The organism is Flavobacterium sp. KS-LB2, assembly GCF_036895565.1.
Lineage (GTDB): Bacteria > Bacteroidota > Bacteroidia > Flavobacteriales > Flavobacteriaceae > Flavobacterium.
In genome coordinates this window covers 1,532,285-1,547,095 of record NZ_CP145904.1, presented here as the reverse complement: position 1 = coordinate 1,547,095, position 14,811 = coordinate 1,532,285, and the positions used below count along the sequence as shown (strand labels likewise).

General features: G+C 31.3%; 13 protein-coding genes. 7 read left to right on the top strand and 6 right to left on the bottom strand.

All coding sequences use genetic code 11. The annotated features are described in order from the left end of the window. Positions 1 to 28 precede the first annotated feature (28 nt). A complete protein-coding gene (locus tag V5J73_RS06585; protein WP_338648424.1) occupies positions 29 to 1,081 on the top strand; it encodes a glutaminyl-peptide cyclotransferase in 1,053 nt (350 codons plus the stop codon). A 13-nt stretch (positions 1,082 to 1,094) separates the two neighbouring features. Next, a complete protein-coding gene (gene hutI / locus V5J73_RS06580; RefSeq protein ID WP_338648422.1) occupies positions 1,095 to 2,333 on the top strand; it encodes an imidazolonepropionase in 1,239 nt (412 codons plus the stop codon). Positions 2,334 to 2,380: 47 nt separating this feature from the next. Here hutI and V5J73_RS06575 read toward each other — a convergent pair whose 3' ends face one another. After that, a complete protein-coding gene (locus tag V5J73_RS06575; RefSeq protein WP_338648421.1) occupies positions 2,381 to 3,265 on the bottom strand; it encodes a hypothetical protein in 885 nt (294 codons plus the stop codon). Positions 3,266 to 3,371: 106 nt separating this feature from the next. Here V5J73_RS06575 and V5J73_RS06570 point away from each other — a divergent pair, with 106 nt between their 5' ends. From V5J73_RS06570 to V5J73_RS06560, 3 genes are all read left to right on the top strand, one after another. Then, positions 3,372 to 4,403 carry a formimidoylglutamase gene (locus V5J73_RS06570; protein WP_338648420.1) on the top strand — a complete coding sequence of 344 codons (1,032 nt, stop codon included), beginning with the start codon at positions 3,372 to 3,374 and terminating at the stop codon, positions 4,401 to 4,403. Positions 4,404 to 4,542: 139 nt separating this feature from the next. Next, complete coding sequence (locus V5J73_RS06565) at positions 4,543 to 5,796, top strand: DEAD/DEAH box helicase (protein ID WP_338648418.1); 1,254 nt, start codon at positions 4,543 to 4,545, stop codon at positions 5,794 to 5,796. A gap of 202 nt (positions 5,797 to 5,998) precedes the next feature. Continuing rightward, positions 5,999 to 6,451 carry an Hsp20/alpha crystallin family protein gene (locus V5J73_RS06560; protein WP_338648417.1) on the top strand — a complete coding sequence of 151 codons (453 nt, stop codon included), beginning with the start codon at positions 5,999 to 6,001 and terminating at the stop codon, positions 6,449 to 6,451. A gap of 121 nt (positions 6,452 to 6,572) precedes the next feature. On the opposite strand, the gene V5J73_RS06555 is transcribed toward V5J73_RS06560, so the two are convergent. From V5J73_RS06555 to aroC, 3 genes are all read right to left on the bottom strand, one after another. Beyond that, on the bottom strand, positions 6,573 to 8,780 hold the full coding sequence (locus V5J73_RS06555; RefSeq protein WP_338648416.1) for a tetratricopeptide repeat-containing hybrid sensor histidine kinase/response regulator: 2,208 nt from the start codon (positions 8,778 to 8,780) through the stop codon (positions 6,573 to 6,575). A 204-nt stretch (positions 8,781 to 8,984) separates the two neighbouring features. Continuing rightward, entirely contained in the window at positions 8,985 to 10,265 is a 1,281-nt protein-coding gene (locus V5J73_RS06550; protein ID WP_338648415.1) for a dicarboxylate/amino acid:cation symporter, read from the bottom strand. A 113-nt stretch (positions 10,266 to 10,378) separates the two neighbouring features. Next, positions 10,379 to 11,437, bottom strand: a complete 1,059-nt coding sequence (gene aroC, locus V5J73_RS06545; protein ID WP_338648414.1) for a chorismate synthase — start codon at positions 11,435 to 11,437, stop codon at positions 10,379 to 10,381. 183 nt (positions 11,438 to 11,620) lie between these two features. On the opposite strand from aroC, the gene V5J73_RS06540 reads away from it, so the two are divergent. Together V5J73_RS06540 and V5J73_RS06535 are read left to right on the top strand one after the other, a co-directional pair. Next, positions 11,621 to 12,457, top strand: coding sequence for a UDP-2,3-diacylglucosamine diphosphatase (locus V5J73_RS06540; RefSeq protein ID WP_338648413.1), 837 nt, complete (start codon positions 11,621 to 11,623; stop codon positions 12,455 to 12,457). Between the two features lie 121 nt (positions 12,458 to 12,578). Next, a complete protein-coding gene (locus V5J73_RS06535) occupies positions 12,579 to 13,082 on the top strand; it encodes a hypothetical protein (RefSeq protein ID WP_338648412.1) in 504 nt (167 codons plus the stop codon). Positions 13,083 to 13,131: 49 nt separating this feature from the next. Here the strand turns inward: V5J73_RS06535 and V5J73_RS06530 are convergent, their stop codons facing one another. Both V5J73_RS06530 and bshA read right to left on the bottom strand, forming a co-directional pair. Next, entirely contained in the window at positions 13,132 to 13,560 is a 429-nt protein-coding gene (locus V5J73_RS06530; protein ID WP_338648411.1) for a protease complex subunit PrcB family protein, read from the bottom strand. A 69-nt stretch (positions 13,561 to 13,629) separates the two neighbouring features. Continuing rightward, the gene (gene bshA, locus V5J73_RS06525) at positions 13,630 to 14,763 is read right to left on the bottom strand and encodes an N-acetyl-alpha-D-glucosaminyl L-malate synthase BshA (protein WP_338648409.1); all 1,134 of its coding nucleotides are present in this window, start codon (positions 14,761 to 14,763) and stop codon (positions 13,630 to 13,632) included. Between the last annotated feature and the right edge of the window lie 48 nt (positions 14,764 to 14,811).

The following is a 14,811-nucleotide window of genomic DNA, read 5'->3' as shown; positions in this document are numbered from 1 at the left end:
GTATATTGGGGTATTCAAAATTAAAACTATGAAAAATTATAACATACTATCTATCATTTTATTAGGAACCCTATTTGTTAATTGTGGTGACACTAAAAAAGGTGAAAATTCTTTATTTACCTTTGATAATTCTAAATTTAAAGAACAATACAAACCTCAAGAGACTATAGATTTAGGAATTTTGAACACAAATTCAAAAAGTATTGACAGCATTATCTATTATGTAAATGATAAAAAAATTGGTTCTAAAAAAGGAATTGACAAATTAACTTTTGAATTGAAAGATCAAAAATTAGGGTATCAAAAACTAAAGGCTTTGGTCTATTTCGAGGGACAAAACTCAGAAGCTACCACAAGAGTAGAATTAGTTTCTAATATACAACCAAAATTATTGAAGTATACGATTATCAATACATATCCACACGACATCGGATCCTACACACAAGGATTAGAATTTTATCGCGATACATTATATGAAGGAACTGGACAATATGGCAAGTCTCAGCTCAAAAAAACCGATTATAAAACTGGAAAAGTTTATAAAGAAATTGAACTAGATTCCAAATATTTTGGAGAAGGAATAACAATTCTGAACAATAAAGTATACCAACTGACTTGGAAAGAGAATGAAGGATACGTTTATAATGCCGATACCTTTAAAAAAGAAAAAACATTTACCTATTTCAAACCTATTGAAGGATGGGGATTGACCAATGATGGAAAAAATTTATACCAATCGGACGGGACCGAAAAAATCTGGATTTTGGATCCAGCTACTTTAAAAGAATTAGATTATTTAAACGTTTACTCTTTTGAAACAAAAATAAAATCCATCAATGAATTGGAATGGATTAATGGAAAAATTTATGGTAATGTTTATCAAAAAGATGCTATTGCCATAATAAATCCTAAAAATGGAACCGTAGAAGCAATTATCAATCTTACCGATTTAAAGAAAAAAATAACACAGTTACCAGATACTGATGTCTTAAACGGAATTGCATACAACCCAAAAACAAAAACCATTTTCGTAACTGGGAAAAACTGGGATAAAATGTTTGAAATCAAAGTTTCAGAATAATTATAACTATAAAATGACAACCTTAATCATCAATATAAAAGAGCTACTTCAGGTTCGAGAAACGGCAATCTCTAAAGTTTCTGGTGCTGAAATGGCAATTCTTCCAACGATCAAGAATGCCTTTTTAGTAGTTAAAGACAAGTTAATTGCTGATTTTGGTGCTATGGAGAATTTACCTCCAATACATGCTGATAAAACGATTGATGCCACCGGAAAAATAGTTTTACCTTCCTGGTGTGATAGTCATACTCATATTGTTTATGCCGGTAATAGAGAACAGGAATTTGTTGATCGAATCAATGGCATGACCTATGAAGAAATTGCCAATCGTGGCGGTGGAATCTTAAATTCTGCAAAAAAACTCAACGAATCCACTGAAGAAGAAATTTACAATCAATCAAAAGCGCGGCTGGAAGAAGTCATGCGTTTAGGAACTGGAGCTGTCGAAATTAAATCAGGATACGGATTGACTGTTGAAGGAGAATTGAAAATGCTTCGCGTGATACAGCGATTAGCTCAAAACTATCCCATAACTATAAAAGCTACTTTTCTTGGCGCTCATGCTTTTCCATTGCAATATTCAGCAAATCACAAAGGCTATATTGATTTAATCATCGACGAAATACTTCCTGAAATTGCCAAAAATAAACTGGCAGAATTCATCGATGTATTTTGTGAAACGGGCTATTTTACTGTTGAAGAAACTCAACAAATCATGGAAGCTGGAATTAAATTTGGTTTAAAGCCAAAAATTCATGTCAATCAGTTTAACTCTATTGGCGGAATTCAGGCTGGTATAAAATATAATGCACTTTCTGTAGATCATTTAGAAATTATGACTACAGAAGATATTGAAGCGTTAAAAAATACTGAAACAATGCCAGTGGCGCTGCCTTCGTGTTCCTATTTTTTAAGTATTCCGTATACTCCAGCACGAAAAATGATAGCTACTGGACTTCCTATCGCTCTTGCCACTGATTACAATCCAGGTTCTACTCCATCTGGAAACATGAATTTTGTAGTTGCTACAGCGTGTATCAAAATGAAAATGACTCCAGAAGAAGCTATAAACGCAGCTACAATAAATGGTGCCTATGCTATGGGGATTTCTGAAACCCACGGAAGCATTACTATTGGTAAAATGGCAAACCTTATTATCACTAAACCGATTCCCTCCTACTATCAATTACCCTATGCCTTTGGCAGTAATCTAATTGATACTGTATTGATAGACGGTGAAATTTATTCATAAAAAAAGAGGAACGTTATGTTCCTCTTTTTTTATGTCTACAGTTTTTCTTATCTCAAAATAAAACTTGTTTTAGAAACTAATATATCTCTATCGAAAATATTAATGTAATAGGTTCCTTTTGCAAAATCCTTACCTTTTAAGTCTTCAGTAACATTGATTGTTTTGTTTTCATATTTCACATTAGTTAAAAAACTATATGTTAACGTATTATCTCCAAAACCTTCTGTTTTTTTATCACCTAAAACATTGTTTTTACTGTCAATTACCTGAACATAATAGGTTTTATCTCCAGATTTAGCAATTTGATTTTCTGCAATTGTAAAGTTCACTCTAAGAACGTCAGCACGGCTTGCTTTATCAGTCTCGATTTGTTTACCAGAACTTCTTAATTTAAAAGCAGAACCTCTTGTATTTAAAACCGTCAATTTGGACCCCATTTCAACCGCCTTTGCCAATTCTTCGTTTTGGCCTGTTAACGCTTCAACATTCTTTTTAGTTTCTCCTAATACCACAACCGTACTATCTCGTTGTGAAGTAAGTGTTGTATTTGCCTTTTTTAAGTTGTCATTTTCAGCCATTAAAACTTTCATATTTCCTTGCAAAGCAATAAACTGAGTTCTGTATTTTGATAATGAAGCTACATCACCTTTTGATTTACTTAAATCAGACATTAAGTTGACCACTTTATCTCTTTCTTGAATCAACTCTTCAGACATAGATGTGTTTTCTGCTATTGCAGCATCATATGTTGATTTTAATTCTTGCAAATCTTTCATAACTGACTCTTTCTCAGTCAATGTGCTTTTCAATTCTGTTTTTACGATTTCAGTGTCAGAAGTCATTTTAAAAATATAAACTAAACTTCCCACTAATAAAATAGCTAATATTGCTACAACCGCTTTAAGACTTGAACTACTTTTTTGATTTTCCATCTTTTAATTTAATTTAATTTATTTTACAAATTTAACAATATATAACCACCTAATAACGTATGTTAACGTAATTATATTATTTTTGGAAAAAAAAATATTTTTTTTAATGGAAAAAATCATCCCATTTACTATCAAAGACCTTGCGAAAATTACAAACCATAGAAGTGGTGAAATAAAATTTGGAGAGAAAATGCTAACTGTTCCAAAAGAGACCGATCCTGTTGAGTTTCTTAAAACTTGTGAAGCAAAATATGTACTATTTGGCATTCCAGAAGATATTGGCATAAGAGCTAATTTTGGCAGACCTGGCGCGGCATCAGCTTGGGATAGCGCAATTAAAAGCATTGCTAATATTCAGCACAATCGATTTTGTAAAGGAAGTCAACTTTTTGTTTTGGGGCAGTTGAATGTGAGTGTCGAAATGAAAGAAGTAGAACATTTAGATTTTAATGATATTGATGATCGCTTTAAATTAAGTCAATTAGTAGAAAAAATTGATAAGGATGTTTCCCATATTATTTTCAATATTATAAAACTAGGCAAAATCCCAATAATTATAGGTGGTGGACATAATAATTCCTACGGCAACATAAAAGGTTCAGCCCTTGCAAAAGGAAAACCTATCAATGCAATAAACTTTGATGCACATTCTGATTTTAGAATTTTAGAAGGACGCCACAGCGGTAATGGTTTTTCATACGCTTATGAAGAAGGTTTTTTAAAGAAATATTTTATTTTTGGTTTACACGAAAATTATACTTCCAAAAGTGTATTGGATATCATAAAAAAAATAGAAGACCGTGTACGTTATAACACCTATGATAGCGTTAGCATTAGAAAAGAAAAAGATTTTAATCAAGAAATGGCTCTAGCCTTAGAGTTTATAAATGATGATTCTTTTGGAATTGAAATTGATTTAGATTCGATTCCTAATATTGCTTGCAGTGCAATGACTTTAAGTGGTTTCTCAGTCGAGCAACTTCGTCAATTTATTTCTTATTTTGCAAAAAATAAAAATGCAACCTATTTACACATTTGCGAAGGCGCACCTGATTTAGGTGAAGACAAAAACAATCATTTGATAGGTAAACTTATAGGATATTTAGTAACTGATTTCATTAAATCTAATACTATCTAATCCATTTTACTGATGAATTTCTGGGTTTAAATTCCAGAAATTCTCTGTCATAATACCTTATAAACTATCATCAAAAATAATAATACTATCTTTGTGGCACTATCTATGTACTTAATACAGGATATTTAATACCAAAAATATGTTATTTGAAGATTTATCGCTGTCAAAAAGTATACAAAAAGCCGTATTTGAACAAGGCTACCTTAACCCAACTCCTATCCAAGAACAGTCAATACCAATTGTGTTATCGGGAAGAGATTTAATAGGTTGTGCACAAACTGGAACTGGAAAAACAGCTGCATTTGCTATTCCAATCATACATCAATTGCACAGAATTGTAGGTTCTTCTAAAAAAGCAAAACAAATTCGAGCTTTAGTAGTTACTCCTACTCGTGAATTAGCCGTACAAATTGGGCAAAGTTTTGATACCTATGCAAAATATACTAACCTGACACAACTTACCATTTTTGGAGGAGTTTCACAAAATCCACAAGTAGATACTTTAAAAAATGGTGTCGACATTTTGATAGCAACACCAGGAAGATTGTTGGATTTACACAAACAAGGTTTTATCGATTTAGATCATTTACATACTTTAGTGCTTGATGAAGCAGATCAAATGCTTGATATGGGATTTGTAAATGATGTAAAGAAAATTGTAAAGCTTACGCCAAAAAATAGACAGACATTATTTTTCTCAGCTACGATGCCAATTGCTATTCGGGAATTAGCCGAAATGTTTCTGACTGATCCTGCAACAGTAACCGTTTCTCCTGTATCTTCAACAGCTGAAAATGTAGAACAACGTGTTTATTTTGTTGAAAAAGGAGAAAAAAGAAATTTATTATATCACTTAATTAAGAATGAAAATCTATCCGATGTTTTGGTTTTTTCAAGAACCAAACATGGTGCTGATAATGTTGTAAAAGCGTTACGCAAAAACAATATTGCCGCAGAAGCCATTCATGGTGACAAATCTCAAAATGCAAGACAACGCGTTTTGGATGCCTTTAAAAACAAAGAAGTTGGTGTTCTCGTAGCAACTGATATTGCTGCTCGAGGAATTGATATTGACCAATTGCCTTTTGTGATTAATTTTGATTTACCTAATATTCCTGAAACGTATGTTCACCGCATTGGTAGAACTGGTCGTGCTGGAAACGGTGGTGTTGCAATTTCTTTTTGCAGTAAAGACGAACATACCTATTGGAAAGACATCCAAAAACTCATAAAAGTAGATGTAAAAACCGTTAATGATCATCCCTATCATTGGCATTCAGGAAGTCCAGAACTGCCGTCTGGTTCTCAGCAAAAAAATTCAAACCGCAGTGGTGGAGCTCATAAATCTAGAAAATCTGAAGTATCTAAACAAAATAAAAAACGTTGGTATTAATTGAATATTAATCTTTTATTTTTATCTGTAAGAAATCCCTTTTGTAAAAAACAAAAGGGATTTTTTTTATTTCCAATATACTCAAAATCAGTTAATTACAAGTTAATTATTTACATTTAAATAAAATAATACATTAAATTTGATAATCATTTATTTTATTCAATTGATGGCATTAATATAAATAATTTAAACATATAAAATCATGAGAACTCTAGTAAAAAGTAACGGCTCATTTCCAACTGTAAATACTCTTTTTGATGATTTTTTTTCAAAAGATGTATTTGATTGGTCTGATAAAAATTTTTCCACAATAGGTAGTAATTTGCCTTCGGTTAACTTAAAAGAAACTGATAATAAATTACAAGTGGAATTAGCAGCTCCAGGAATGAAGAAAGAAGATTTCAAAGTTGAAATTGACAACAACATGCTTATGATTTCATCCGAAAAAAAGGAAGAGAAAGAAGAAACAAGAAAAAAAGACAATTACGTTAGAAAAGAATTTAATTATCAATCTTTTTGTAGAACTTTTAGTTTACCAGAATACATTGATGACAGTAAAATAGAAGCAAGCTATAAAGATGGAATTTTACATGTTGACATTGCTAAGAAAGAAAATGGACAGAAAAAAACACATAAAACTATAGCCATCAAGTAATCAAATATCAAAATCGTTAAATTTCTAGAAACAGTAATTGGTTTTGGAGATTTAGCGATTTTTTTTGTTAGAAAATCTATAACAATAAACACACTTTATAATATCGTGTCTCAAAAATAGATTAAGCTATGCTTTTAGATTTTGATATTAAAATACTGATGATTTTAAATAACTTGATCGAATCAAATGGTTTTATGATAATATCATTGATTCCGGCTGAAAGAGCCTCTTCGGTTATTTCTGCTTTATCAAATGCTGTTAGTGCTACAATTGGAATACCAATCCCTTTAAGACGAATCTTTCTTGTGGTTTCAAAACCATTGATTAAAGGCATATTAATATCCATTAAAATCACATCAAAGTTCTCTTTTTCTAAGATTTCTAATGCGGCATAACCATCATCAACAACACAACATTTATAATTATTTTTTTCAATTGTTTTTCTGGTAATAACTTGATTTATACGATTGTCCTCAACAACCAAAACTTTTACAATTTGGGTTGAACTCATATCAACTTGAATGTTATTGATTATTTCAGTTGTGCGCTCAGGATTAAAGTCAAATGCAATAACAAATTTGAACACAGTTCCTTTTCCTATGGCACTTTCTAAAGAAACATCGCTATCAAATAACCCTAATAATTGCTTTACAATAGAAAGCCCCAAACCAGTTCCTTGGTAATCAGTTTCTTTTCTGCCAACTTGAACAAATTTATCAAAAATCTTTTCTTGATCAGCGAGATGAATTCCTATTCCATTATCTTGAATTTTAAATTCTAAAAAATGAGATTCCCCCTCTACTTTTGATAAGTTTACATCTATCCGTACCTCACCGCTTTTTGTAAACTTCAATGCATTACTCACTAAATTCATAATAATTTGAGAAAGCCTTAATTTATCACCTATCAAATATTCAGGAATATTAGGGTCTATATTTACTACAACCTCATTATCATTTGTTTTAGCTAAAAAAGACAACGAACTTTTAACCATGTTAATTTCATCCGAAACATTAAAAGTTAAACTTTCAAGAATAATTCTATTGTCTTCAATTTTATTAATTTGAAGAATATCATTCACTAATGATAATAAATATCGGGCTGAAAACTTAAGCGAACTTAAATGCGGACTATCTGCTAATTCTTTATGTTCATCAAGCAACATATTTGTAATTCCTACAACACCATATAAAGGAGTTCTTAATTCATGACTAATTGTGGAGACAAATTGTGATTTCAATATATTGGCTTCCTCTGCTTTTTCCTTAGCAACTAGTAATTCCATATTTGTTTGAGAAAGTGTTGCATTGGCTTTTTTCTTAAAGTTATTATTCCTAAACAAAGTATACAACAACAATAATAAAAAGCAAAATACCACTCCAAATAGTAACACAATGATTTTTGATTTATTTAAACTTTGAAGCTGAGCTAGTTTCTCCGTTTCAATTCTATCTATTTCTCTTTTATATTCCTCTAATTCTAAATTTATTCCAACTAGATTCGCTTTTTTAATTTTTTCCTCGTTGTATAACTCATCTATAATAATATTGTAGCGTGCAAGGTTTTCATACGCCTTTTTATAATCTCCTTTTTTTAATAAATACTTTGAGAATTCAAGATATGAAAAAGACAAATCAGACTTTTCGTTCCCTTCGTTTCCAAACTTTATCGCATTTAAAAAAGAAGATGTTGCTTTGTTATCATCTCCTTTATGCCCATAATACATTCCATTTAGCATGTTTACAGCTACAGCATTTGTAGCGTCACCATATTTTTTATTGTATTTGTTGATAAACTCCAAACTTGGAAATCCTTTTTCAAAAAGACCAATATCAAAAAAAGCCCATGCAATATTAAGTCTAGTTATGAAAACCTGATTAGTATCTGCTAATTTCTGACTATATTTGAGTGATTTTTCATAATATTTTATACCTTTCTCATATTGCTTTTTCTCAAAACAATAGATATTACCTAAATTATTATTTATTCGTTTTCTTAGGGTGTCATTATTGGTCTTATCTGCATAGGAAAGACTTTTATCGTAGAAGAATATGGCTTTATCAAATTCTGCCATCTCAGCATAATTTGCCGCAATTGTAATATATGAAATGGCTGCTGAATATAAATCATTCGCATTAATAGAGGAGCGAAGAGCCAATTTAGAAATATCTAAAGATTTCTCAAAATTAGCTTCCTTTAAGTATCTGGAAGCCTCATCAGTTAATTTAGTGATTTCTTTCTTAGAATATGTTTTTGTCTGTGCTATAGAAGCATTACCAAAGTAATTTAATCCAAATAAAAGCAACAAAACAATTCGTAAATGATACATAAACAATTAAAGTTTATCAAATATACATTTTATTAATAAAAAAAAGAATAATAATCATGTCTTAATCTATTAAATGTAATGAATTTTAAAATAGTTATATGGATTCTAAAATGTATAATGCTAAATAAAAATTGAAGATAAAAAAACCTGCTCAGCAAATTGAACAGGTTAATTATATTATGTATTTCAAAAATTTATGCTAAACTATTCAGAAGCTAGAGTTTCATTTTCGTCCTCACCTTCCCATTGTCCAACTACTGAAGTAGCCAAAGCATTACCTAATACATTTGTTGCACTACGAAACATATCACAAAAATGATCTATTGGTAAAATCAATGCGATTCCTTCAATTGGAATATCAAACATACCGCAAGTAGCTGCAACTACAACTAAACTTGCTCTTGGAACACCTGCAATTCCTTTGCTGGTAAGCATCAAAACTAAAAGCATGGTCATTTGTGTTCCTAAATCTAAATCAATTCCGTATGCTTGAGCAATAAAAATACTGGCAAAAGTCATGTACATCATACTTCCATCTAGATTAAATGAATACCCTAAAGGCAGCATGAAAGAAACAATTCTATCTTTTACTCCAAAACGTTCCAATTCTTCCGTTAGTTTTGGAAAAACTGCTTCACTACTTGTTGTTCCAAAAGCTATAATCAAAGGGCTTACAATTCTTTTAAGTAAAACAGTCATTCTGCTTTTTAGAAAAATATAACCAACTACTATTAATACCAGCCATAGTGATGATATTCCAACTAAGAATGAACCAAAAAATTTGAAATAGGTGATTGCTAATTCCTGAAAATCTCTTACCGCAAATACTCCTGCAATAGCTCCAAAAACTCCTATTGGTGCAAATTTCATCACATAATTCACCATTTTAAGAACAATGTGTGACGTTTTATCTAAAGCATTTGTAACAGGTTTAACATAATCTCCCAATGATGCAGCTGCTAAACCAAAGAATATAGAGAAAATTACAATTTGTAAAATTTCATTGGTAGCCATTGCTTCAAAAATACTTTTAGGAACAATATGCTCTATAAAATTTTCAAAAGATATATTTTGAGTTTTTGCAGTCACTTCAGAGACAGAAGCCAAATCAACATTTGATAAATTAAGACCAACTCCCGGTTCTAATATGTTTACAAAGAACATTCCTAATAGCAAAGAAATAAATGAAGCTGTAAAAAACCACCCCATTGCTTTACCTCCAATTCTTCCAACAGCCTTAATATCACCAAGTTTTGCAATTCCTACAACAAGTGTGGTGAAAACTAGTGGTGAAATAATCATTTGAACCAATCGAATGAAAATTGTTGCCAAGATTTTAATTTTTGCGCTAAAGCCTTGAGCTGCTTCTGGGGAGATAGAATTATGAATTACAATGCCTAAAATAGCACCTAAAACCATCGCAATTAATATTTGTCCCGTTAATCCTGAAAAAAAAGATGGTTTTTTAGTTGTTTTGGTATTCATTAAATTGGTTGTTAGGTCTTAACGCTAATCTTGATTATCATTATATCGTTTATTGCTTGCTGACAAGAAAGAAAGGATACGGTTTAAAGCCAGAAAAGCGATAATAATTAGTATTAATAAGTTTTGTTTATCAAATAAAAATCAGCAAGTACAATGGCTGCCATTGCTTCAACTATAGGTACTGCACGCGGCACTACACAAGGATCATGGCGTCCTTTTCCAGTCATTTCAGTAATATTGCCCTTGTTATCTAATGATTCTTGTTTTTGCATTATAGTAGCTACAGGCTTGAAAGCCACACGGAAATAAATGTCCATTCCATTACTAATTCCACCTTGAATACCACCTGAAAGATTAGTCTTAGTAGTACCATCAGGATGATATAAATCATTGTGTTCACTTCCTTTCATTCTCGCTCCATCAAAACCACTTCCGAACTCAAATCCCTTTACCGCATTAATAGAAAGCATCGCTTTACCTAATTCAGCATGAAGTTTATCAAAAACTGGTTCTCCAAGCCCTACAGGTACATTTTGAATTACACACGTTACTGTTCCTCCAACCGTGTCCCCTTGTTTGCGAATATCGCGTATGTATTCCTCCATAATTACCGCTGATTCTTCATCAGGACAACGCACAGGATTGTTTTCTATTTTTGTAAAATCTAATTCTTGGTAAGGTTTTTCTAAAAAAATAGGGCCTACAGAAGAAACGTAAGCGTTAATTTTTATTTCTGATAGCATTTGTTTTGCTACCGCTCCAGCTACTACTCTACTGGCAGTTTCTCGGGCAGAACTTCTTCCACCACCGCGGTAATCACGAAAACCATATTTTTTGTCATACACATAATCGGCATGACTGGGTCTATAATTATCTTTTATGTGCGAGTAATCATCTGATTTTTGATTGGTATTTGGAATAATAAAACCTATTGGAGTTCCTGTTGTTTTACCTTCAAATATTCCGGATAAAAATTGTACATCATCCGGCTCTTTACGTTGGGTAACTATAGCCGATTGTCCTGGCTTTCTTCTTGACATTTCAAATTGAATTGCATCAAAATCTATAGTTATTCCAGGAGGGCAACCATCTATTATTCCACCTAATGCTTCACCATGTGATTCTCCAAAAGTTGTTATTCTAAATAGTGTTCCGTAGCTATTTCCTGCCATTATAATTAGTTTTTAACAAAAGTACCATTTTAGTTGAAAGTTCAAAAGTTTAAAGTTTAAAGTTTTAAGAAACATTTCACATTTATTGATATTAATTTAATCTTGTCTTCCATTTCTTAACCTTTAACCTTATTTTCATTGCTAATAATTCTATTAATTTGGTAAAATTCAAATTCAAATACATTGAAAAAAAGAAAAGTCGAGTTAGTGGTTATATCTGATGTGCATCTTGGAACTTTTGGGAGTCATGCTAAGGAACTTTATAATTATTTATCGTCTATAAAACCTAAAACATTAGTGTTAAATGGGGATATTATTGATGTTTGGCAGTTTAGAAAATCCTATTTCCCAAAAACACATTTAAAAGTCATACAAAAAATTATAAGTTTTGCCTCCAAAGGAACAAAAGTCTACTACGTCACAGGAAATCATGATGAAATGCTAAGGAAATTTAGCGATATGAATATGGGCAATTTTGCATTAGTAGACAAATTAGTTTTAAATCTTGATGACAAAAAAGCGTGGATATTTCATGGTGATGTTTTTGATGCTTCTGTTCAACATTCAAAATGGATTGCTAAGCTTGGCGGTTTAGGGTATGATTATTTAATACTTTTAAACCGATTTGTAAATTGGTGTTTGTCTAAAATAGGAAGAGAACCGTATTCATTTTCTAAAAAAATAAAAGCTAGTGTAAAAAAAGCGGTAAAACATATTTCTGATTTTGAAACAACCGCAACTGAATTAGCCATCGAAAAAAAATATGATTATGTTATTTGTGGTCATATTCATGAGCCCAAAATGATTCATAAAGAAAATAAAAATGGAAGTACTTTGTATTTGAATTCAGGCGATTGGATAGAAAACTTAACGGCATTGGAGTACAACAAAAAACGTTGGAAATTATACAACTATTCCCAAGCACACTTTGCTGATGATGAAAACCTTTTTGAAATGGAAAATATTTTAAGCAACCAAATAGTGGCTTCAGCGCTTTTTTCAAAACAAAATATCCTATAATAATACTTTGATATAAAAGTGTTGGAATTTTAAAAAACGTAAATTATATAACTTTTCTTTAAAATTTTGTAAAAAACATATTCTACTTAATTATACATTTGTATCTATAAAAAACAAACTTATGAAAAAAATTATTTTATCGGCAATAATGTTAATTGGATTAGCATTTTCCGCACAAGCACAAGACATTTCGAAAAACGCATTAGGATTACGTTTTGGTGGTAATAATGGTTTTGGTGGTGAACTTTCTTACCAAAGAGCATTAGGAAGCAACAATAGACTTGAACTAGATTTAGGTTGGAGAAACAGAAGTAACTACAACAATAATGGTTATGATGACAATGCAGTAAAATTAGCAGCTTTGTACCAATGGGTATGGAATATTGATGGTGGTTTCAACTGGTATGCAGGTGTTGGTGGTGGTGTAGGAAGCTACAGTTATGATAATAATAACGAATCATTTAATGATACTTTTGTATTTGCTGCTGGAGATATTGGTATTGAATACAATTTTGATATTCCTTTGTTAATCTCTTTAGATTTCAGACCTGAGTTTGGAGGAAATGGATATTACAAAAACAATTACGGTTCTGATATTGCATTGGGTCTTAGATACCAATTCTAATATTTTAGAAAATATATTAAAAAACGCCACTATTGCTAGTGGCGTTTTTTTATTTAAAAATAATCTCTTTCTTAGAATTTATTTTGACTACACAAAATGGATTTGTAAAGGCTTGAGTAACCATACTTCCCGGTTCAGGACTCGTTTCTTTTATCGTAATTACAATATTTTTATCAGTTTCAACTACTGTATCAATTCCTATGCTGTAGCCTCCTGATGTTTTTTCGCCCATATTCAAAACTAAAAAATTAGAAGTCTGAATATCATTTGAACTTATTTTATCTTTTAGATTTTCATCGTTCTGCAACATTGCAATTTCATTTGGCTCCGAAAGAATCTCAAAAAAACGTATACTTGCGCCACCATTTGTCTGTTGTGTCAAGACTTCATATAAAGCATTTTTGTCAGAACTTTTTGTAACTGTTGCACCGCAGGAAACTAAAGCGACAGCCACCAGTGATACTATTATTTTTTTCATTGCAACATTTTATTAGTTAATAGATAGAATTCAATCGTTTTACTGGCTTTAGTTTTGGCTAAAGTAAATCTATTCGTATTTTTTTATAGCTTTTTTATATAAAGCTTCATAAAGTGGCAAGATATTTTTGATGTCAAATTGTTTGGCAACTGACAAGGCATTTTTTTTAAATTTATGAAGCGTGGCATCATCTTTTAAAATTTTCAAGGCATTTTGCGCCATTTCATCTGTATTTCCAACATCACTCAAATATCCTGAAATTCCATCAAAATTAACCTCTGGCAAACCACCCGAATTACTAGAAATAACTGGAACACTCCAAGCCATAGCCTCGAGAGCGGCTAGTCCAAAACTTTCGGTTTCAGAAGGCAATAAAAACAAATCCGTATAACTCAAAATTTTATCAATCTCATTACTATTTCCAAAAAAGATAACTCTATCCTGAATACCTAATTCTTGACATAAATATTCTGCTTTTTCTTTTTCAGGACCATCACCTACCATCATCAATTTAGCAGGAATCTCTTTTTGAATATTATAGAAAATTTTAATAATATCTGGAATTCGCTTTACTTTTCTGAAATTACTAATATGAGTAATGATTCTTTCTTCTTTACTAGCCATTACAGAACGATGACAAGGAGTACTTGGATCATTCAAGTTCTTATCTAATTCTATAAAATTAGGAATTACCTCGATTTCATTTTTTATATTAAATAATTTATGAGTGTCATCTTTCAAGCTTTGGGAAACTGAAGTAACAAAATCAGATTTATTGATACTAAAAGTTACTGCTGGCTTATAAAACGGATGATTCCCAACTAATGTAATATCAGTTCCGTGAAGCGTAGTCACCATAGGAATATTAATTCCCTCATCTTTCAACATTTGTTTTGCCATATAACCGGCGTATGCATGAGGAATAGCATAATGTACGTGTAATAATTCGATTTTATAGAGTTTAACCATGTCTACTAATTTGCTTGATAAAGCCAATTCGTAGGGTTGATAATGAAATAAAGGGTATTCAGGAACATTCACTTCATGATAATGCACATTTGCATTCAAAAGTGCTAGACGTACGGGTTGACTATACGTTATAAAATGGATTTCGTGACCACGCCTTGCCAATTCAAGACCTAATTCTGTAGCGACTACACCACTTCCTCCAAAGGTAGGATAACAAACTATTGCAATTTTCATCTATATATTTTAATGAAACGAAATTAATAAAAATAGGAATGTGTTTTA

Coding starts and splice junctions, on each gene's coding strand:
- V5J73_RS06585 (WP_338648424.1), top strand. CDS start 29: ATGAAAAATTATAACATACTATCTATCATTTTATTAGGAACCCTATTT.
- hutI (WP_338648422.1), top strand. CDS start 1,095: ATGACAACCTTAATCATCAATATAAAAGAGCTACTTCAGGTTCGAGAA.
- V5J73_RS06575 (WP_338648421.1), bottom strand. CDS start 3,265: ATGGAAAATCAAAAAAGTAGTTCAAGTCTTAAAGCGGTTGTAGCAATA.
- V5J73_RS06570 (WP_338648420.1), top strand. CDS start 3,372: ATGGAAAAAATCATCCCATTTACTATCAAAGACCTTGCGAAAATTACA.
- V5J73_RS06565 (WP_338648418.1), top strand. CDS start 4,543: ATGTTATTTGAAGATTTATCGCTGTCAAAAAGTATACAAAAAGCCGTA.
- V5J73_RS06560 (WP_338648417.1), top strand. CDS start 5,999: ATGAGAACTCTAGTAAAAAGTAACGGCTCATTTCCAACTGTAAATACT.
- V5J73_RS06555 (WP_338648416.1), bottom strand. CDS start 8,780: ATGTATCATTTACGAATTGTTTTGTTGCTTTTATTTGGATTAAATTAC.
- V5J73_RS06550 (WP_338648415.1), bottom strand. CDS start 10,265: ATGAATACCAAAACAACTAAAAAACCATCTTTTTTTTCAGGATTAACG.
- aroC (WP_338648414.1), bottom strand. CDS start 11,437: ATGGCAGGAAATAGCTACGGAACACTATTTAGAATAACAACTTTTGGA.
- V5J73_RS06535 (WP_338648412.1), top strand. CDS start 12,579: ATGAAAAAAATTATTTTATCGGCAATAATGTTAATTGGATTAGCATTT.
- V5J73_RS06530 (WP_338648411.1), bottom strand. CDS start 13,560: ATGAAAAAAATAATAGTATCACTGGTGGCTGTCGCTTTAGTTTCCTGC.
- bshA (WP_338648409.1), bottom strand. CDS start 14,763: ATGAAAATTGCAATAGTTTGTTATCCTACCTTTGGAGGAAGTGGTGTA.